Consider the following 21,258-nt stretch of genomic DNA (forward strand, 5'->3'; position numbering starts at 1 on the left):
TAGACGTATGACCATAGTGAATTCTTAATGAGTACATTACTACTAATTACCTCTGCTCCTACTTCCATTCATGCTTGGCATGCGTTAGGACTTGCTCAGGCACTCAAAAGTAAAAATGAAGACTTTCGTGTATTCTTTTACCAAGACGGCGTGCAGGTTGCTAATGATTTTCAATGGGTTCCTGACGACCAGCGTAATTTAACGCATGAATGGCAAAAGCTTTCGATTCGACTTCCTGTATGTGTGAGTGCTGCCCTCGCTCGTGGTATTACCGATGCAGAAAATGCCAGTCGCCATCACCTTACTCATTACAACCTTGCCAAAGACTTTCAACTCGTCGGGTTAGGTGAACTTGCTGATGCGGTACAGTCAGCGTCTCGTCTTATTCAATTTTAAGTTACTTTGTTTGCTTAGATTGTTGCTTTTAAAAGGTATATTGTGTGAAATCTGTACTCGTCATTTTAAGCCAAGCCAACTTAACTAGTCTTCAAATCAATGAAAGCCTTTCCGCTACTATGGTTTTAGCAACCTTTGGCTCACCAGTCAAAGTATTATTGAAAGATGCTGCTCTTAGTCTCTTGCAAAATGACCTGAGCTTTAACCAGTTTCATCATACCTTCAAAGTAGCATCAAATATGGTCGAAAGCTTTGAATTTTATGATTTAAGCCCAATTCTTATCGAAAGCAAAAATCAACAAAATCCTTTTGTTCAACAAACAGAACAAGAGCTCGAATTCATTCAGTTAAATAATGAGTTCATTCAGTCTTTTGACCATGTCTTATATTGGTAGATGAAGGTGTAAATTTAATGAATCCATCAACACTTTATCTCGTGCAATCTACTTATCACAATACACCGAATATTATTGATGAATTAGGTCATCTTTATCAGGTAGGTGACCAAATTATTTTTATGGGTGATTCTGTTGCAAGGCTTTCAGCTCAAATTATTCAACAGTTTAAATCTGTTTCATGCTTAAGTATCGAAAAAGATTTACTCGATGCAGATACTTTAGCTCAGATAAATGTATTGGACTATGATCAATTTGCAGATTTAGTTTTAACGTTTAACCGCTGTATTTCTCTTAAATAATAGATTTAGGCTAGTTTCATGAATTTAGAATTAGACCAAGATGGTCATTTGGTTGATTATACAATTTGGAATCCTGAAGTTGCACAAGAGCTTGCCAAGTCACTTGATCTTGAACTAACGGATTGGCATTTCGAAGTTTTAGCTGCTGTGCGTCAGTTTTATCAACAGTTTGGGCACTCTCCAGCAACTCGCCCACTCATTAAATTTTTAATGAAAACCGTAAGTCCAGAAATTAATAATGCCGTTTTACAGCAACAATTTAATACTGGTTTAGTTGCCCGCCATTTAAGTCGTTTAGCAGGTGTTCCTAAACCAGCAAATTGTTTATAAAGCTAAGCAAACTTTTTAGCAGCAGCGACGCATAAAAGGGTTGCTGCTGTAACCACCAACATCGACCAGCTCACATGTTCATGCAATAAGGCTGCCGCAATGGCTAGACCCATTAAAGGCTGTAAGAGTTGTAGTTGACTAATCGCAGCAATTCCACCTTGGGCAAGTCCTTTATACCAAAAAAAGAAACCAATAAGCATGCTAAACAAAGACACATAAATGAGGCCAACTACAGCTGATGCCGATATATTCTGGAAAGAAGTAGGCATATAAAAAATAGTAAGAAACAGCATGAAGGGTAATGATAAAATGAGCGCCCAACAAATGACCTGCCACCCGCCTATTTTTCTTGAAAGTACACCGCCTTCTGCATAGCCAAAACCACAGAAAATAATCGCCATCAACATATAAAAGTCCCCTATTCCAAGTGATGTATCACCAGAAATAAAAAACATATAAGCAAAAACAACCGCACTCCCCAAGACTGCAAATATCCAGAAAAATTGATTCGGCTTTTCTCCACCTCTCAGTACAGCAAATATTGCAGTTGCAAGCGGCAAAAGACTAACAAAGACAATTGAATGAGCTGCATTCATATATTGCAAAGCGAGGGCGGTAAATAACGGAAAACCAATCACCACCCCTATAGCAACAATGGCAAGAGGCCACCAATCTTGTTTGGCTGGTTTCTTTTGTTTTAAAACCAATATAAGAATAAGTCCTAAAATACCAGCAATTGCCGCACGTGCTGCGGTTAGAAAGCCTGGTTCAAACCCCATTACAGCTACACGTGTCGCTGGTAGCGAGCCTGCAAAAATAGCCACGCCAATAAAACCATTTACCCAGCCATTCATAAACCTATTCATAATTTTCTCCGTCACTATACGAAGAATTTAAGCTGTGCTAAGGTGATTAAACCAGATACAAAGCAGTACAATTTAAAAGAACTGTTATGTACTCACCACCAGTACAGTTGAGATTGTAAGCCCGTGAACCAGAGCAAAACAAAAATTGAAATTGTCATTTCAGAGATTGAGCAACAAATAAAAAATCGATCTTTAATGCCCGGAGCACGCTTACCTTCTGTTCGTAAATTAGCAAATGATTTGGGTTTTTCAGTCTCAACCGTCGTAGAAGCATATGAAAGATTAATTGCTTTGGGGAAAATTGAATCAAGAACAGGATCGGGATTTTATATTGTTGGTCCGCTCGCCCCCTTAGCTTTAAGTGAATTAGGCCCTAAATTAGATCGTTCAGTTGATCCATTATGGATTTCACGTCAATCTTTGGAAGCGAAAGCAGATGTTTTTAAGCCCGGCTGCGGTTGGCTACCCGATGACTGGATGCCACTAGACAGTATTCGTAAAGCTTTAAGGATGGCTGCAAGGAGTTCAGACGCTTGTTTAATGGGTTATTCAACCCCGTTAGGATTACCACCTTTGCGGGATTTGTTAGCAAGACGTGCACAATCAAAAGGAATAGATGCAAATCTGAATCAAGTACTTTTAACAGATTCTGGTACTCAATCGATCGATTTAGTTTTCCGGTTTTTACTAAAGCCCGATGACGTCGTTCTGATTGATGATCCTTGTTATTTTAATTTTCATGCATTGCTTAAAGTTCATCAAGTCAAGGTCATTGGTATTCCCTACACACCAACAGGTCCCGACTTAGAAGCATTTAAAGAAGCAATTGATACTTATAACCCACGTCTTTATATCACCAACTCAGGAATTCACAATCCAACTGGAGCAACGCTTTCTCTTTCTACGGCGCACCAACTCTTAAAATTGATTGAGCAATCTAACTTAATAGTAGTTGAAGACGATATTTTCTCAGATTTTGAATATACACCAGCTCCTAGGCTCGCGGCTTTAGATAATCTTTCACGCGTAATTTTTATTGGAAGCTTTTCTAAAACATTATCTGCTTCTATTCGTTGTGGCTATATTATTGCCAAACCTGAATGGATGGATCAGCTCACCGACCTAAAAATTGCCACAAGTTTTTCTCACAATGGTGTTTCTGCTGAAGTTTTGCTTACCGCTTTAACAGATGGCTCTTACCGTAAACATATAGAACTATTAAAAGTTCGTTTAGCAAAAGCCATGCACGATACTATTACAAAACTTGAACCTCTGGGTATAAAGCCATGGATTAAGCCTCAAGCGGGAATTTTTGTTTGGTGTCATTTGCCAGACGGTATTGAAGCTTCAAAAATTGCGAAATATTGTATTAATCATAATGTGATTCTTGCGCCAGGCAATGCTTTTAGCCAAGCTCCTAATGCTGGTCAATTCATACGATTTAATGTAGCGCAGTCAAATCATGAACATATTTATAAGACTCTTGCTGATGCTATTCAACAAGAGTCTTCATAATTTATAGAGAGAAAATTAAGCTTGTTTCTGTTTTTGTTCAATATATGCAAAATAGCCTGGTCCAGCTGAGACTTGCACTTGTTTTGCATGTAAAGGCTCACGGCAGACCGAACATACCATAACAGGTTCAAACTTATGTCCACAAGTTTTATGACGATATTCTAGTGGCTTACCTAAACCTTGATCCATCCATTTATCTGCCCAATTCGCCATAGACAAGATAATTGGATAAAGTTCAAAGCCCTTATCAGTGAGTTTGTATTCAAAGCGTTCTTGACGATCAAAATAAGGAGCTTTGGCTAATATTTCATATTCAACCAAACGCTTTAAACGATCTGAGAGAACATGACGAGTTACGCCTAATGATTTTTGAAAATCGTCAAAACGTCGTATTCCCATAAAAGCATTACGTAATATTAGCATCGTCCATCGATCGCCAATCACTGATAGCATACGAGCAACCGAACAAGGTTGATCACCGATGTCATCCCATTTCATCTTTATGCGTTCCTCGATATTTTCTAGCCCAACGGCCCTATTGTTTATACCCTAAACCACTTACTACGATTTATGCAACATTCATTATAAAAATAACTTCTTATCAACTTTATAAAAAAATTTCATTATGAAAAAAAGAGAAAGTTATTATTAAAAATTGCTAAATAAATATAACCCACTCATTTTTCATAATGAGTCATATTTATCCTTCTTTATAATTAATTTGAAATAAATACGCCTTTCAATATATTGCCTGCTTCCAGTTTTACGCCTGCCGGAATGCGAACCAAACAATTGGCCTGCATTAAGTTACTCAGCATATGTGATTGCTGTTTTGCCAGACTTTTGATTTTAAGCTGTCCATTTTCAAAATAAGCATACATTCGTAAAAAACGCTCACGTGCATCTTCTTTTAAATCATGATCTAAAATCGCACTAAACCACTCCGGCCCTGCTTGATTTCCCTGTAAAGTATCTAGTAATGCCTTACCATACACTTGCATAGACACATAGACCGCAGCGGGATTACCCGGCAAACCGAGCAAATAACAACAATGATCTGTTTCTGGGGTTGAATATTCAGCAAAGAACAATGGTTTGCCAGGTTTCTGTTTTACTTTCCAAAAGATTTGTTTAAAACCAACCTCAAAAGCACATGGTCGTACAAAGTCATAATCACCTACAGAGACTCCACCTGTCGTTATAATGACATCATGGCTGTCTTTTAACTGATTAAAGTAATGTGTGACTTGCTCTGCCTCATCTGCCACATGAATCAGTTCAACATCCAAGCCATAATCTTCAAACCAAGCTTTTAATAATGGCCCATTTGCATCAAAGATTTTGCCGTCGACAAGATCTTCTGCCGTTTCTGCAACTTCATCACCAGTCACCAAAACAGCGACTTTCGGTGCACGATAAACTTCAACAGTTTGCACACCTGCCATACTTAAGGCAGCCAAGCTTCCAATATTTAGAAACTGTCCAGTTTGTGCTAGCAATTGTTCTTTCTGGACTTCTTCACCTGTAAATCGAATATCAGCTTGGGGACGTATATGCTCAGTTAAGCAAATTTCTTGGGTCGAAAGAACCGATACAATTTCCTGCCGAGCAACATGTGTTGTTCCTTCTGGAATTTTACCGCCTGTGAATATACGAATAGCCTGACCTTCATGAAGGGTGTCATGGCTCTCACTTCCCGCTCGAATCTCGCCCGTAACCTGAAATTTTTGATTATTTAAATCTTCCGCATGGCTACAAAGTGCATAACCATCTACAGCACTTTGAGAAAAGCTTGGAAGATTAATTTCTGAATAAATTTCTTTAGCGAGATATCTGCTTAGACTGTTTTGAAGAACTTGGTTAATCGAACCCAACTTTTTTGGCTGCTTAATAATCAGCTCAAGTGCTTCATCTACACTAATTAATCCACGCTCTGTACCACAACCTGACATTATTCATAGCCTCCCGGATGCGGTAAATCACGGCACACATCAAAAATATGAACGAGGGCTGGTAAAATAGCAGCCATTGATTCACTTGCTCCACCACGGCTTCCCGGTAAAGTCACCACTAGAGAACGGTCAATAAAACCTGCTACTCCGCGAGACATTGCAGCATATGGCGTGCGTTTTTGTCCAAAAGATCGTGCAGCTTCCATTAAGCCATCTAGCTTACGCTCAAGAAGTGGCTCTAATGTATCGACCGTAATGTCACGCTTACCAATTCCGGTTCCACCCACCGTCATAATGCAAGCATATGACTTACTCAGCTCAAGCACTAAATCTTTTAGAACATCTGCTTCATCAGGCAAAATTTGATAATGGATCGGATCAAACCCTGCTTCAGTTAAAGTTTCAACCACAGATTTTCCGGCTGTATCGGGTTTTCTACCAGCTGCAACAGTGTCGGATAACACGATAACAGCAGCTGAAACGGGTTGACGAAGAACACGTTTAAAGTGCGATTTCCCACCCTTTTTCTTAAGCAGTTTACATTGATCCATCCAGAGTTCTTCTGGCTCACAATGCGGTTTTAACATGTCGTAAATGGTTAAACCTGCAAGGCTTGCAGCCGTGAGGGCTTCCATTTCTACCCCAGTAGGACCAATGGTTTCGACCACCGTAATAATCTTTACAAAATCATGTTCTAATTCATATTCAACATCTGCGCGATAAATCGGCAGTGGATGACACAAAGGAATCAGCTCATCGGTTCGTTTGGCTGCCAAGATTCCTGCAACACGTGCAGTTTTTAATGCATCACCTTTTTCGGTGTTCCCTTGTCTTAATAGCTCAATACAGTGTGGGGGTGCATATAAAATGGCTTGTGCTTCAGCAACACGATAACTTTCCGGCTTCATTCCTACGTTTTTCATTATTTATCCTAGTGGTGCATATTTCAGTGTGAGTGTTCATGGCCGGCATGATGGTGGTGATGCTTGTGCTCTTGTGGCGCATCTTTGCGAATACAACAACCTTCTACATAATGACTCGTACCGTCTGTAAAGAACTCTTCTTTAAAAACTGGCACTTCATGCTTCACCCGCTCAACCGCTTCCTCGCATGCTTGAAAAGCTTCACGGCGATGGGCTGCATAAGCAATCGCAATAATGGCTGTCTCACCTACATCCAGATGACCAATCCGATGAACGACCCGCACATAAGATACCTGATACTTTTTCTCAATTTCCAGTTCAATTTCACGTATCATTTTTTCAGAAAGTGGCTTATAGGACGTATATTTCAACGATTTAACAGCTTTACCCTCATGATGATTACGAACCGTACCTATAAAAATATCGATTCCACCACATTCAGGAAATGATTGGATAGGATCAAAAGTATCTAAACTTAAAGCCTGCTCTTGTATACGTGCAAAATCTCGCATGATTCATCCTCCTGCAACTGGTGACAATAAAACCAAAGTACATGGCTCACTTAAAGTAGATTGTCTCGTTATGACATTATCGCCAATCGCACATGCACATTTTTCCATGGCTTGTGTACATTCTGGATATAATGAAACAATTTCATCTAATACATTTTTAACCAAAATATGATTGGGACAAACCAACGAAAGGTTTTGAGGAAGCAATTTTTCAATTGCACCAAACGCTTCGATTTTAATTTGGATAGATTGCTGCATTTATCCCCCAAGCATATGCATACTGATTTTACGGGTTTGTTGATGTTGTAAGGCATGAAAGCCTTTAGCTTTGTGCCAAATATATGGCATAACCATATCTGTTAACTGTTGAATATACATTGCATGATCAGCTGTAGTACGCGCACGTAATAATGATTGAAGCTGCGGTTTAATATTGAGACCTTGCGGTGCAAATAAACAGTTGTAGAGTTCGCCTTGTGCAGTTAACCGTATACGGTCGCATTGATGGCAAAATGAATGAGTGATTGTGGAAATAATCCCAAGAGAGTAACTATTATTGATCAGATATTGGCGTGCTGGCTCATGCTGTTGTTCGACGACCTGTACTGAATAATGGGGTTGCAAAGCCTGTAAAATTTCAGCCTCACTCACTACATCTTTGCTAGACCAAAGCGCATCGCCATCAAGTGGCATAAACTCAATAAAGCGTAAAGGAATATGATTGGCGATTGACCATTTAACCATCGGTAAGATCTGATCGTCGTTTTTATTTTTCATCAGTACGCAGTTAATTTTGAATGGTAATCCTACATCCTTAGCAGCCTGAATACCCTCGAGAACGGGTTCTAATTTTTTCTTGGTTAGCTCTTTAAACTGAATAGCATCAAGACTGTCTAAACTAATATTTAAGTCATCTAATCCGGCATCTTTTAACTGCCTAGCGTATTTTGCAAGGTAATGCCCATTTGTAGTCATTGAAATACGTTTTAGGCCTAACGCCTTCAAAGCTTGTAACTCACGAACAAAATGCACAATGCCTTGACGCATTAATGGTTCGCCGCCTGTAATGCGGATACTTTCAACACCATGTTGCACCATAAAATGACAAAATTGAAAGAGTGCCTCAAAACCAAGCAGATCTTGCTTATTCAACCATTCAGGATGTTCAGGCATGCAATATACACACTTAAAGTTACAGCGATCAGTTACGGAAATACGCAGCTTTCGCTTTATACGACCATATTGGTCTTGAAGAACCAAAGGCGTATGTTCAGAGTGATATTGTTTCATCATTTGCACTCATATCGAGAACAGTTCAAATATTGCTGGCACTTTTTCTGAGCAATTAAAATAGAAATTTGCTCTTCAATAGTGCTGTGCTGTTTAAGCAAAATTTGTTCCAATTCTATTTATCATCCATAGTTTTTTAGGGTATCAGCAAGATTAACGTCGTCCAATTTTTGTCTTAAATTTTAAAGCTGTACAAATTTAGTGCGACGTCAATCTCTAGTATGCCCTACATTATTTCTAGCATTTTTCTAGACGGATGGGTACATATTTATGGTACGGCGTTTTCGATAAAGGATCACAATGTTCACCAGACACCAGAAGATTTAATTGTGGCCCTATTGGTTCTCCACCTTGAAAGCGCATGCCATAACCATGTGGAAGTGACACAACACCTTTTCGCATACCCTCATCAAAATCTACAGTTACCTGAATTTCTCCATGTTGGGAGATACATTTAAGTTGATCTCCTACTGCTACATTCAGGTTTGTTGCGTCTTCAGGATGAATTCGCAAAGCGCCTTCTGCATCTACTTTTCGCCATGCAGGGTCACGGTAAATCTGATTAGCGTTATAACTACGGCGCTCCCCCGACAAAAGTATGAAAGGAAACTCTTCAATACTAAATTGATGGTTTTTTAAATTTGCCAACTCACTCAACATCTCTGGGATAACCAGACGTATTTTTTTGTCTTTGTATGCCACGAGCTTCCACATTTCATCATATTCATGTTGTGATAACACTACACCTGAACGCTGATTTAAAATTTGCTCAAACAACCGAACACCTAACGTTAAAGGATTACCTTTGTAACCTGCACGACGCACCGCTTTGGTATGTAAAACAGCATATTGAATAGACAGAGGTAATAAAAAAGCAACTGAAGCAGCTGAGTTTTCTAAATGTTTACCTAAAGTGCGATAGAGAATTGAAGCTGCAAAAGGAATGTATTTTTTATGTCGAGCAAAAGTTAAACCCAAAGCCGACAGATAAGGTAAATATGCTGTTTTTTTCGAGTCGACCGCAGCTATTTTTTCTAACACTGGAAAGCTTTTAGGAATGACCTTCATGGCTTCAAGTAATCGTGTATAAATTTCTGCTTCGGGTAACGTATTGCCTTGGGCAGTGAATACCGGATGTCTCAGGTGAAAACCATTTTTAGGAAACTCAAGATTAAACCCTGTAAATTCCCATTTTTCAAATTGCGTATGTGCAGGCAAAATATAATCTGCAAATCTAGCTGTTTCCGTCATGGCAACATCGACTACGACCAACAAATCTAATGCTTTAAATGCTTTTTCGTATGCGGGTGTATCGGGATAGGTTAATAAAGGATTACAGCTATCAACAAAAACTGCGCGAATTCGTTTTTCGCCTGCTTTTAATATTTCGTCAGGTAAAATATTGGGTGGGAAAAGACCTGAGATGGGAAACATTTTATGGTAAACACTGCGTCGATATTTCGGCTTTCTTTCATCGGTATCGCTTAAAATTGGAATAAACATAGTGTGTAAATTATTGGTGCCTTGTTTTCCAAAGTTTCCGGTCAATAAATACAGTAGTTTTTCTAAATATCCGTTTAATGTCGTATTTAAAGTATGCTGAATACCTAAATCGATGCGCACACAGCCTCTTTTAGCCTTCGCAAAATCTCTTACCACTTGATAAATCAAATCGACTGGTACATCAGCTTTTGCAATATATTCTTCAATCGGGACACGGCTAAAAGTTGTTTTTACCTCTTCAAACCCTTGTGTATGCTGTTCAATGAACTTCGCATCATAAAGTTGTTCTTTAATAATAATGGCAATCATGGCCGACATTAAAAAAGCATCTGTTCCAGGTTTTAACTGCACATGAATATCTGCTTGTTTTGCCGTTTCGGTAACACGTGGGTCAAACACCACCATGGTACGGTTGGGGTCTTTTTTAATATGCTTTAGCGTGTCTCGTGCATTGGGAATGCCATGTGCCTGAAACGGATTTGTACCAATAAAAAGTACATAATCAGCGTATTCAACATCTTCGGTGGTATGACAGGCCTGATTTCCAAATAAACGCCCATTAAGCCAAAAATCACCCGTTTTTTCTTGGGCAAGAGAGTTGTAAGCATAATAACTTTTCATGGCTAGCAAAAGTTGACGCCCGTAAGCTGCACCCAGATGATTACCCTGACCACCGCCCCCAACAGAAGCAAAAGCGGTACCGCCAAAATTATCTCTAATCTGAACTAAACGCTCGGCAATTTCTTGTATAGCATTATCCCAACTAATTTCTTGAAAAGAACCATCTGGTTGACGTTTTAACGGCGTAGTCAAACGGTCTGCATGCTGCTGATAATGCTGTAATCTTGCGGCTTTTTGACAAATGTAGCCTTGTGAAAATGGATGCTCTGGATTACCTTTAATTTTGACAAATTGATTATCTTTAATTTCGACACTTAACCCGCAATTTCTTGAACACAAAATACATGCGGTAACATCCGTTTTGTTTTCCTTTAGCGCTTCTACCATTTCGATTGACTCCCTTTATTTTTATGCATATGGATAGAACTAAAACAATAAGTTCCAAAATAGAACTTATATAATAAATAGTCAACGGCACAAAAATTAAAAACGTTTTTCGCATGACCAATGTAAGGTTAAAAGCTCTTCAAATATATCGTTAATTTGCTGTAAAAATTTCTTTAAATGCTGTGATTTGTTTGTATTGCTGAAGCTCATCTAGAGAATTGATGCTATGAAAAAATAAATTTTGTTTTTGAAATATGGCGACTTGTGCATGTAAAAGCTTAAAGCACTCTTTCAAACTTAAGCATTGTTTTTCAATTTGCTCTGTTATCGTGATTAGACTTTCACGCTTTAACAAACAAAATGGGTACAAGGCATCTCCATTAATTGACACATAAGCGGCTTGAGCTTGTTTATTTTTCCTAAGTGCACTGTGTAATTTGGCAACGACTTGTGTTGGTACATAGGTCACATCACAGGGAATAAACAAAACATAATCTGCTTCTACATGTGACCACGCACTTTTCATACCCATCAGTGGGCCGAAAAATCCAGAAGCATCGTCTTGAAAACATTTAATATCTGGCACAATACTCTGATAGATGGAGTAGTCGCGATGACTATTCACCCAAATTTCAGACACTGATAGTTTTAATTTTTGATGAATTTTAAGAAGTTGGGGTTCACCATCAAATTGCTGCAACAACTTATTTAAACCGTTCATACGGCGGGCTTGTCCACCCGCCAGAATGACCAGATCAGTTACGGGATATCCCTTATTCACACTTCCACCTCCTGTTGGCAAGCTTTAATCAGGCCACGGATTTCAGGTAAACATGAACCACAGTTCCCACCCGCTTTTAAACAAGCAGTGACCTGTTTTTCATGAGTAATATTTTGCGTTTTAATGGCTTCAATAATTTTATTCTTACCCACTTTAAAACAACTACACACTAAAGGCCCATCATTATTTGTAGCAGACATTGGCATGCCCGCTAGCAAAGCTTTGCGGTGCAAGGCACTTAAACGCTCACGTTTAAACAGACTCGCTACCCAATCACGGTCTGGCAATAAATCTGGCGGTGCAATATATAAGCTTGCAATTACAATGCCATCTTTCAAAATAACGCTATGACTCAGTTGTGAAGAGATATCTTCAATACTTAACCATTCAAAAGTTTCATCGGCAAATGGCAAGAAATTTTTCAGGTTCTTTTGAGTATCATGAAAAGTTTGGCGGTCTGCAAGCTCATAACGGTTGGTTTTAACCATTTTGACCTTAGTCCACCATGCACAGTGATGTAGCGATTGTTGGATATGCGAATCATATCCTTCACGAACATAGAGCACACCTTGCCAAGTGGTATAGAACGGCTGAATGGTGACAGGTGTATGTTTAAACTCAGGCTCGCCTGAAATTGCATCAACTTCTGGGTTAACCACTTTACCAATACGAGCGTCGGAGGCAACTTGTTCAGTCCAGTGAATCGGTGCAAAAATTTGCCCACGACGTACACCCGATGAGAATGTCACACGTAATACACAACTGCCCCACTTTGAACGAACTTCAACCAAACCTTGATCACGCACACCAAACTTTAGCGCATCGCTCGGGTGAATCTCACAGAACGGTTCTGCGCGGTGACTGGTTAAGTTTGCTGACAAGCCAGTACGGGTCATGGTATGCCACTGATCACGGATACGGCCAGTGTTCAAAATGAGTGGATAGTCTTCCGAAACTGCATGAACTGGATCAATTGCGACCGTTGGAATCAGTTTTGCCTTCGCATTTTTATAGCTAAATTGGCCCTTGCCAAACAGTTGCTGAACGGCTTTAGCATCTTGGGTTTTATCCCACACTGGCCATTGTAGAGGTTGCAGAGCATCGTACTCAGCAGCATTTAAGTTCATCAAACCTTTAAGGTTGAAATAACGAAAAATACTACTTTCTTCACGCGCATCTATATCTACATTATCTTGTGCAGATAGTGCCGCATGCTCATTAAAGATGTCACTAGGACCCGCAAAGTCAAAACCATTAAAGCCTAATTTTTTCGCAACTTGGCTCACTGACCACCAGTCTGCTTTTGCTTCACCTGGAGCAGGTAGGAAAGCACGCTGACGAGAGATACGGCGTTCAGAGTTAGTTACAGTACCGTCTTTTTCTCCCCAACCTAAAGCAGGAAGTAAAATATCAGCATATGCTGTCGTATCGGTATCTGCACAAATATCTGACACCACGACCAGCTCGCATTTTTCTAATGCACGTTTGACTTGGTCTGCATCAGGCAAACTCACAACAGGATTAGTTGCCATAATCCAGATGGCTTTAATTTTTCCTGATTCAACAGCACGGAACAAATCAACTGCTTTTAAGCCCGCTTGATTAGCAATGAATGGGCTATCCCAAAAGGTTTGCACGACTTTTTGATGCAGTGGGTTATCTAAATCCATGTGAGCTGCTAGCATATTTGCCAAGCCACCCACTTCTCGGCCACCCATCGCATTGGGTTGCCCGGTCATTGAAAACGGTGCTGCGCCCAGTTTACCAATTTTTCCAGTGAGTAAATGACAGTTAATAATACTATTGGCTTTATTTACACCCTGAGTGGATTGATTCACACCCATTGAAAATAGGGTTACCACTTTTTCTGTCTGAGCAAATTTCTCAAAGAACTGCTGTAACTTATCTAGCGCAATTCCTGTACGCTTTGCCACATACTCCATATCAGTTTCTGGCTGACTGCTCGCCAAAACTTCTTGTAAACCTTCGGTATAGGTATCGACAAAAGCTTGATCGGCATGACCATTTTGATATAAGTATTGAAATAAGCCATTAAATAAGGCGACATCTTGGCCCGGTAAAATCGGCAAATGTAAATCGGCTTGTTCACAGGTACTGGTAAAGCGTGGGTCAATCACCACCACAAACATATCTGGGTTTTGGCTCTTTGCCTGCATAATCCGTTGATAAAGTACCGGATGACACCATGCAGTATTGGAACCCACCAATACCACCATGTCTGCGTGTTCAAAATCTTCATAGCTTGCTGGTACAAGATCTTCACCAAAGCTACGTTTGTGTCCAGCCACCGCTGATGACATACAAAGACGTGAGTTAGTATCGATGTTGGCTGTACCTAAGTAACCTTTTACAAATTTGTTAACGACATAATAGTCTTCAGTAAGCAATTGTCCTGAAACATAAAAAGCGATGCTGTCACGACCATATTGATCGATACAAGATTGGAATTTATCGGCAATCTTATCGATTGCATCATCCCATGTAGTTACAGTCCGATGAGACTTACGTCCCATCATTGGCTGTAAAACACGTGTTTCTAACCCCAAAGTATCCGCAAGACGGCTACCTTTAATGCATAAGCGTCCAAAGTTGGAGGGATGCTCTGCATCCCCCTCAACTTGAACCACAGGCCCTTGAGGTTTTTGTTGAACGTGTACACTGACACCGCAACCAACACCACAATATGGACATGTTGTTTTAGTTGTTTTTGCCACATGATCGGAGCTATCGATTTCAACGCTTGGAATACTGTTCATAACTGCTCCTTTCCCTATTTAGCCTGCATTTTTTAATGCAAAATCTCGACCAAATAACAGTTTATTTCTGAATGAAGAAACAGGGGTTTGATCTGCGATTAACTCTGCATACCACATGCCATCTTCAGTATCACCAAACAATACTGCACCAATTACTCTATCGCTTTGAATGATAATGCGTTTGTAAATCTGGCGTTTTTCATCGTTCAGGATAATGTCTTCATAATCATCTTTCGGCTCAAAATTGCCCGCAGAGAATACATCGACACCACTGACTTTTAACTGGGTCGGTACAGTCGGTGCCTTAAAGGTTAAACTACCATGCTCAGCCAAGTGCGTCGCACAGATAAAGGCTTGGCCCCATAATGGCTCAACCAAACCAAATGTTTGCCCACGGTGTTCAATACACTCACCCACAGCATAAATACTTGGGTCAAAGGTTTGCATAGTGTCATTCACCAATACGCCGCGGTTACAGCGTAAACCTGCACTTTGTGCCAAGCTAATATTTGGTCGGATACCAACTGCAAAGACCACAAGGTCTGCATCTAAAACAGTACCGTCTTTTAGTCGAATCTGTTTTACATGACCATTTTCATCACCTACCAATGCTTCTGTATTGGCTTCGGTAATAATATTAATGCCTTTCTGTTCAATGCTATGACGAAGTAACTGACTCGCACGGCCGTCGAGTTGACGCTCCATAATACGGTCCATTAAATGCAATACGGTCACATTCATACCACGTTGCTTTAAACCGTAAGCTGCCTCCAAACCGAGTAAGCCACCACCAATCACTACTGCATTGCTTTTTGAACCGCAGTACTCAATCATGGTGTTAACGTCATAAATATCACGGAAGGTTAAAACACCTTTTAAATCGACACCTTGAACTGGAGGAATAAATGGTGCCGAACCGGTTGCCAAGATCAAACGGTCATAATCAACTGTTTGTTCCTTTTCGGTGTAAACCACTTTACGTGGGCGATCAATTTTTACAGCTTTGTCGCCTGCAATAAATTTGATGCCTTTATCGCTATACCATTTTGGTGGGTGCAGCATAATGTCTTCAATGGTTTTTTCACCCGATAAAACCGGAGATAACATAATACGGTTGTAGTTACCCCAAGGTTCTTCACCAATCACCGTGACTTCATAACGATCTGGCGCCATATCAAGTAAATCTTCTAGGCAACGCATACCTGCTAAGCCATTACCAATCAGTACTAGTTTAAGTTTGTCTTGAGAGACACCTGTATTGGTAATATAAGTTTTTTGTGGCACGAGGTTGATCAAAACACGACCATCAACAATTTTGCTTGGATAAACTGAAAGTTTTTGATCTTTATCTTCTAAACAGCGACCAGTTGCCAAACTAAAGTGTTGTTTATAAATTGGTGATGCAATTACACGCTCACCTTGTAAATCGCCAATAATCCCACGGCTCATGACGTTGGCTTGGCTAAATGGATCCTTATTGCTCAGCACATAAACGCGTTTTTCATGTCCAACTCGGAAGATTGCAACTGCTTGATCACCCACTAGCGCACCAGCGCCAGTGTTTGGGATTAAATCATCTAGTGCACACACATCAATCCATTGATCATCAGGAAGCATATTTTTGTCTTGTACAATATTCATAGAAATTCTCCTGCTTATGCTTCAACCATTGGAATACGGTCTTCTGAACGCTCAACGTCTGTTAATGGTCGGATTTGGCCACGTTCAGTCGTAAATTGAATGTGTGGATCGGCCTGTTCATTTGCACTTGCATTGATATAAGTTTGGAAGCGTTTACGAACTTCAGGATTTTCTACCGCAGTACGCCATTCATCTTGATATGTGCCAATGACATGTTCCATACGGCGCTCAAGCTCAGCAGCCAACCCAAGAGAATCATCAACCACCACAGATTTAAGGTAGTCCAAACCACCTTCCATGTTGTCGCGCCATACGCTGGTACGTTGTAAACGGTCTGCTGTTTGAATGTAGAACATATAGAAACGGTCGATATAACGGATGAGTGTTACTTTATCGAGGTCAGATGCAAGCAATTCTGCATGACGCGGTTTCATACCACCATTACCACACACATAAAGGTTCCAACCTTTTTCAGTCGCGATAATACCAACGTCTTTACCTTGTGCTTCGGCACACTCACGTGTACAGCCAGACACCGCCATTTTTAATTTATGTGGTGAACGTAAACCCTTGTAGCGATTTTCAAGCTCAATCGCTAAACCAACTGAGTTGTCTACACCATAACGACACCAAGTACTTCCGACACAAGATTTCACGGTACGTAATGACTTACCGTATGCATGACCCGATTCAAAACCAGCAGCATTCAATTCTTCCCAAATGAATGGAAGCTCATGAACTTGTGCACCGAACATATCGACACGTTGACCACCAGTGATTTTGGTATACAGATTATATTTCTTGGCAATTTGACCAATGGCAATTAAACCATCTGGAGTCACTTCACCGCCAGCCATACGTGGTACGACCGAGTAAGAACCATCTTTTTGGATGTTACCCAAGTAGTAGTCGTTACTGTCTTGCAGACCTGCATGACTTGGTTCAAGTACGAAGTCATTCCAGCAAGATGCTAAGATGTTAGCCGCAGCAGGTTTACAGATATCACACCCTAAACCATGACCATGTTGATCAATCAAGTCATCAAAAGTTTTGATTTCATTAACACGAACCAAGTGATACAACTCTTGACGTGAGTACGGGAAGTGTTCGCAAATGTGGTTGTTAACGGTTACACCTTGACGTTGTAACTCAGATTTCAATACTTGAGTTACTAATGGTGCACAACCACCACATGCAGTTGCTGCTTTGGTGCATTTCTTCAATGCACCTAAAGAAGTCGAGCCATCGCTAATTGCTTGGCAAATGTCTGCTTTTGATACGTTGTTACATGAACAGATCGTTGCGCTATCTGGAAGTAAATCTACACCGCTACCACCAGATTTACCTGCTGATTGCTCAAAGCCCGGCATGATTAAACTTTCAGGCACTGCCGGTAAATCCAGACCGTTTAACATCATTTGTAAAAGGTCGTTATATTCTTTGGCATCGCCCACTAAAACTGCACCAAGCAACTTAGTTTTGTCTGCATTTACAACAATCTTTTTATAAACTAGTGCATGCTCATCTGTATAGAAGTAGCTTAATGCACCCGGAGTCATGGCATGCGCGTCACCTACAGATGCAACATCAACACCCATCAATTTCAACTTGGTGCTCATATCCGCACCAGCGAAAGAGTGACATTCTTCATCTAACACATGTTTCGCTGCAATACGTGCCATGTCATAGCCCGGTGCAACTAAACCATAGATTTTGTTTTGCCAAAGCGCACATTCACCAATTGCGTAAATGTTGCTATCTGAGGTTTGGCAGTAATCATTAATCACGATACCGCCACGTTCACCAATCGCCAGACCACTATTACGTGCTAACTCATCACGTGGACGAATGCCTGCTGAGAATAAAATGATATCTGCTTCAAGTTCACTACCATCAGCAAACTTCATCACATGAGTTGTGCTATCACCGCATTCAATGCATTGAGTCGCTTTTTGCGTGTGAACTTTTACACCCAAATCTTCAATTTTACGACGTAGAACTTTACCACCCAAGTCATCAATTTGAACTGCCATCAAACGTGGAGCAAACTCAACAACGTGCGTTTCCAAATCTAAGTCACGTAATGCTTTAGCTGCTTCAAGACCAAGCAAACCACCGCCAATGACCACGCCAGTTTTAGCGTTCAAGCTCGCTGCACGAATCGCATCTAAGTCTTCAATGGTACGGTAAACAAAGCAGTTTTCACGGTCATTACCCGAAATTGGAGGAACGAACGCATACGAACCTGTTGCCAACACCAATTTGTCATAGCTAATCACATCGCCATGATTGGTTGTTATTGTTTGTGCGGCAGTATCAATTGCAGTTGCTTTGGTATTTAAACGCAGGTCTATGCCATGAGCATCAGCAAAGTCAAAACGAGCTAAAGATAAATCTTTTGCCGATTTCCCCGAAAAATATTCAGTCAAATGTACGCGGTCATACGCGATACGAGGTTCTTCCGCGAGGATAGTGATTTCCAGTTCATCATCTGCTTTTTCTAAAATGGCTTCGATGAATTTGTGGCCCACCATACCATGACCAATCATTACCAATTTCATAGTGTTTCTCCTCAAATCACGTTGCTTTTAAGCTGCGTTATTACGTTCTCAAATAGACGTTGTTCTTTTGCTTTGTGCTCTACCGAGAAGCGAATCAACATCACGAAGCATCTAGCTGCTTGAAACCAATTTTTTTCACTCATTGACGACGCCCAATGCACAGCAAAGTCATAAAAAGAAATAAAAAAAGCGAGCCCCCTCATAGAGAAGGCTCGCATCGCTGGAACTGAAAATTTAAATAATTCAGATGTAACTTTTTTATGCAATAAAAATAAAGACATGACCTTCACTCCGACTGAACGTAACTTCTTTGTGTGTACGGTTGCACTCACAAACTCGATCAGAACGGACATCGTTGGCCGTCTTTAAAACTCTTGGTCGTCTTCGACCTGTAATTAAGTAAGCACTTTGCATGCCAATATTTTAAAAACTTAATAAGATAATATTTTTTATATTTAATTTCATATAGATAATAATTTTCAATGTGTAGGTAAAGAATTAAGTCTTATTTTGCCTGCTCCATCACTGCACACTTATATGGTTTAAATAAAAATACGCCTTGCTACAAAATGAATCGTATTTTTGCACCAAGATTGATCAGACCCATACTTTGGCATGCTAAAGTGCCATTAAAGCTCGATTTTTTCGTTAGTTTTCGATGGCACTAATCTTGCTTAAAAAACTGATAACAAAAAACGCGTCGAATTGGCGCATTTTCTTAGCCTGATTTTCTGAACTTATGCCAAAACTCAAAATAGCCCTTATTGATGATGATCATGCGCGAGCCGACTATATAAGAAAAAGTCTGCTTGAAAATGATTTTGAAGTGGTCGCTTGCCTTACTTTGGACCACTTGAATATCTTTCGCCTCGAACATTTACAAGCTGATGTGATCTTGCTTGATATGGACCATCCTCACCGTGACATTATTGAAAGCTGTGTCAGTAGCTATGACCTTCCTACCGTTCTGTTCACAAAAAATTCAGATAAAGACACAATCAAACAAGCCATAGATGCGGGGGTGACTGCTTATATTGTTGATGGCATAGACCCTGCCCGCTTACATACCATTTTAGAAATCTCTATTGAGCAATATAAAAAACACAAAAAACTCGAAGGAGATCTAAAAGATGCTCAAACTAAACTCGCTGATCGTAAAGATGTTGAAAAAGCCAAAGTTTTACTTATGCAACTCCATGGCCTTCCTGAAGATACAGCATTCCAGTTGCTCAGAAAAAATGCCATGAGCCACCGTATCACGATTGGAGAAATGGCGCGGCGTTTACTTGACGCCCAAAAATTACTTGGCAATCAACTAAAGGATGAATAAATGAGCACAATAGAAAAGACTCAGTTACAACTCGGCTATATTCCTTTGCTTGATTGTCTTGCATTGCTTTGGGCAAAACAAAGAGGTTTCTTTGACGAAGTAGGGCTCGATGTTACTTTAGTTAAAGAAGCTTCATGGGCAAGTCTTCGCGACCGCCTTGCTTTTGGTTTATTAGATGCAGCTCACTGCTTATCTGCAATGTTACCTGCGGCCGCAGTAGGATCAGATCAAATTGGTACACCACTGCAAACCTCACTAGTTTTGAGTGAAAATCGTGCATTTATCAGCTTAAGCCAAAAATTAACACATCAACTTAAACTTCAAGAAAATGATACAGCTCAAGTAACGGCGCAAAAAGTGGTGCATTACATTGAACAAGGTCATTCCCTTTCTTTAGCACATGTGTTTAAGCACTCCATTCATCATTATTGTTTAAGAGAATGGTTAGCTTTAGCAAACCCTGAACTCGCTCAATCGATTCAGCTCAAAACCTTACCACCACCTTATATGGTCGAAGCACTAGATAAACATGTGATTGATGGGTTCTGTGTTGGAGAACCTTGGAATACTCAAGGCGAGCTTCTCGGTTTAAGTAAAATGATTTGCTCAAGCCAGAACATTATTCCACCTGTGGCTGACAAGGTTTTAGCCGTAACGCAAGAATGGGCTGAACAGCATCCACAAACGCTGGTTGCACTCACCGCTGCAATTATGAAAGCTCAGCAAGAACTTAGCGAACTAGAAGACTTTGCTCCAATTTTAAAATTATTGGTCGAATTTGGAATTGTTCGTTTTCATTGCTCCGAAGAAGTGCATGTCGACAAATACTATATGATTCAGAATATTGTCCGTCATTTGGTAAAAGAAAGCGCTCTTCCGAAAGTAGAAGACTTTTATTGGCTCTTTCAGCAAATGCAGAAGTGGGATGACCTTCAGCTAGACCAAACGCAAATCAATGCACTGGGTCATAAATGCATCAATCTTGCGGCTTATGAACAAGCGAAACAGCTTAATTTCGTCTAACACGCCCTATCAATCAACAAAAAAAAGCTGTCTTTTATATAAAAGACAGCTTGAAAGACCCATAAGACAAAATGCGAAACACGCATTACTATACTTTTTGGACTCAATTGATCCATTTAAAATATAGCGCTTATGGACATGATCATATCCATC

Annotated in this window: 21 protein-coding genes; 7 read left to right on the forward strand and 14 right to left on the reverse strand. The window is 40.2% G+C overall.

Annotated elements, in window-relative coordinates; all coding sequences use genetic code 11:
- Positions 1–27 precede the first annotated feature (27 nt).
- The 4 genes from tusD to ASF86_RS06640 are packed head-to-tail and all read left to right on the forward strand — an operon-like array spanning position 28 to position 1,423.
- Complete coding sequence (gene tusD, locus ASF86_RS06625) at positions 28–396, forward strand: sulfurtransferase complex subunit TusD (protein ID WP_003652216.1); 369 nt, start codon at positions 28–30, stop codon at positions 394–396.
- Between the two features lie 44 nt (positions 397–440).
- Complete coding sequence (locus ASF86_RS06630) at positions 441–791, forward strand: hypothetical protein (RefSeq protein WP_003652218.1); 351 nt, start codon at positions 441–443, stop codon at positions 789–791.
- Positions 792–808: 17 nt separating this feature from the next.
- The gene (locus ASF86_RS06635) at positions 809–1,093 is read left to right on the forward strand and encodes a hypothetical protein (protein ID WP_056480647.1); all 285 of its coding nucleotides are present in this window, start codon (positions 809–811) and stop codon (positions 1,091–1,093) included.
- Between the two features lie 18 nt (positions 1,094–1,111).
- Complete coding sequence (locus ASF86_RS06640; RefSeq protein WP_056480649.1) at positions 1,112–1,423, forward strand: TusE/DsrC/DsvC family sulfur relay protein; 312 nt, start codon at positions 1,112–1,114, stop codon at positions 1,421–1,423.
- A gap of 2 nt (positions 1,424–1,425) precedes the next feature.
- Here ASF86_RS06640 and ASF86_RS06645 read toward each other — a convergent pair whose 3' ends face one another.
- Positions 1,426–2,289, reverse strand: a complete 864-nt coding sequence (locus tag ASF86_RS06645) for a DMT family transporter (RefSeq protein ID WP_045125612.1) — start codon at positions 2,287–2,289, stop codon at positions 1,426–1,428.
- 123 nt (positions 2,290–2,412) lie between these two features.
- Between ASF86_RS06645 and ASF86_RS06650 the strand changes: the two genes are divergently transcribed.
- A complete protein-coding gene (locus tag ASF86_RS06650) occupies positions 2,413–3,804 on the forward strand; it encodes a PLP-dependent aminotransferase family protein (RefSeq protein WP_056480650.1) in 1,392 nt (463 codons plus the stop codon).
- 15 nt (positions 3,805–3,819) lie between these two features.
- Here the strand turns inward: ASF86_RS06650 and ASF86_RS06655 are convergent, their stop codons facing one another.
- From ASF86_RS06655 to ASF86_RS06710, 12 genes are all read right to left on the reverse strand, one after another.
- Positions 3,820–4,302 (reverse strand): winged helix-turn-helix transcriptional regulator, encoded by a 483-nt coding sequence (locus tag ASF86_RS06655; RefSeq protein WP_003652226.1) that lies wholly within the window; start codon positions 4,300–4,302, stop codon positions 3,820–3,822.
- Between the two features lie 218 nt (positions 4,303–4,520).
- Positions 4,521–5,756, reverse strand: coding sequence for a molybdopterin molybdotransferase MoeA (locus ASF86_RS06660; protein WP_056480652.1), 1,236 nt, complete (start codon positions 5,754–5,756; stop codon positions 4,521–4,523).
- Entirely contained in the window at positions 5,756–6,679 is a 924-nt protein-coding gene (gene moaCB, locus ASF86_RS06665; RefSeq protein ID WP_003652229.1) for a bifunctional molybdenum cofactor biosynthesis protein MoaC/MoaB, read from the reverse strand. The genes ASF86_RS06660 and moaCB overlap by 1 nt, the downstream gene beginning before the upstream one ends.
- A gap of 23 nt (positions 6,680–6,702) precedes the next feature.
- Positions 6,703–7,191, reverse strand: coding sequence for a molybdenum cofactor biosynthesis protein MoaE (locus ASF86_RS06670; RefSeq protein ID WP_005039956.1), 489 nt, complete (start codon positions 7,189–7,191; stop codon positions 6,703–6,705).
- A 3-nt stretch (positions 7,192–7,194) separates the two neighbouring features.
- Complete coding sequence (locus ASF86_RS06675) at positions 7,195–7,449, reverse strand: hypothetical protein (RefSeq protein ID WP_056480654.1); 255 nt, start codon at positions 7,447–7,449, stop codon at positions 7,195–7,197.
- Complete coding sequence (moaA, locus tag ASF86_RS06680) at positions 7,450–8,490, reverse strand: GTP 3',8-cyclase MoaA (RefSeq protein ID WP_081407568.1); 1,041 nt, start codon at positions 8,488–8,490, stop codon at positions 7,450–7,452.
- Between the two features lie 228 nt (positions 8,491–8,718).
- On the reverse strand, positions 8,719–10,992 hold the full coding sequence (locus tag ASF86_RS06685; RefSeq protein WP_056480657.1) for a molybdopterin-dependent oxidoreductase: 2,274 nt from the start codon (positions 10,990–10,992) through the stop codon (positions 8,719–8,721).
- A gap of 151 nt (positions 10,993–11,143) precedes the next feature.
- Positions 11,144–11,773 (reverse strand): molybdenum cofactor guanylyltransferase, encoded by a 630-nt coding sequence (locus ASF86_RS06690; protein ID WP_056480659.1) that lies wholly within the window; start codon positions 11,771–11,773, stop codon positions 11,144–11,146.
- Entirely contained in the window at positions 11,770–14,550 is a 2,781-nt protein-coding gene (locus tag ASF86_RS06695; protein ID WP_056480661.1) for a nitrate reductase, read from the reverse strand. The genes ASF86_RS06690 and ASF86_RS06695 overlap by 4 nt, the downstream gene beginning before the upstream one ends.
- 18 nt (positions 14,551–14,568) lie before the next feature.
- Positions 14,569–16,191 (reverse strand): nitrite reductase small subunit NirD, encoded by a 1,623-nt coding sequence (gene nirD / locus ASF86_RS06700; RefSeq protein ID WP_056480663.1) that lies wholly within the window; start codon positions 16,189–16,191, stop codon positions 14,569–14,571.
- A 14-nt stretch (positions 16,192–16,205) separates the two neighbouring features.
- Entirely contained in the window at positions 16,206–18,752 is a 2,547-nt protein-coding gene (nirB, locus tag ASF86_RS06705) for a nitrite reductase large subunit NirB (protein WP_056480665.1), read from the reverse strand.
- A gap of 11 nt (positions 18,753–18,763) precedes the next feature.
- Positions 18,764–19,105 (reverse strand): hypothetical protein, encoded by a 342-nt coding sequence (locus tag ASF86_RS06710; RefSeq protein WP_056480667.1) that lies wholly within the window; start codon positions 19,103–19,105, stop codon positions 18,764–18,766.
- Between the two features lie 386 nt (positions 19,106–19,491).
- On the opposite strand from ASF86_RS06710, the gene ASF86_RS06715 reads away from it, so the two are divergent.
- Together ASF86_RS06715 and ASF86_RS06720 are read left to right on the forward strand one after the other, a co-directional pair.
- Positions 19,492–20,082 carry an ANTAR domain-containing response regulator gene (locus tag ASF86_RS06715; protein WP_003652246.1) on the forward strand — a complete coding sequence of 197 codons (591 nt, stop codon included), beginning with the start codon at positions 19,492–19,494 and terminating at the stop codon, positions 20,080–20,082.
- Entirely contained in the window at positions 20,083–21,105 is a 1,023-nt protein-coding gene (locus tag ASF86_RS06720) for an ABC transporter substrate-binding protein (RefSeq protein WP_056480669.1), read from the forward strand.
- Here the strand turns inward: ASF86_RS06720 and ASF86_RS19115 are convergent.
- On the reverse strand, positions 21,102–21,221 hold the full coding sequence (locus tag ASF86_RS19115; protein WP_080632082.1) for a hypothetical protein: 120 nt from the start codon (positions 21,219–21,221) through the stop codon (positions 21,102–21,104). The genes ASF86_RS06720 and ASF86_RS19115 overlap by 4 nt on opposite strands.
- Between the last annotated feature and the right edge of the window lie 37 nt (positions 21,222–21,258).

Source organism: Acinetobacter sp. Leaf130, from assembly GCF_001423205.1.
Lineage (GTDB): Bacteria > Pseudomonadota > Gammaproteobacteria > Pseudomonadales > Moraxellaceae > Acinetobacter > Acinetobacter calcoaceticus.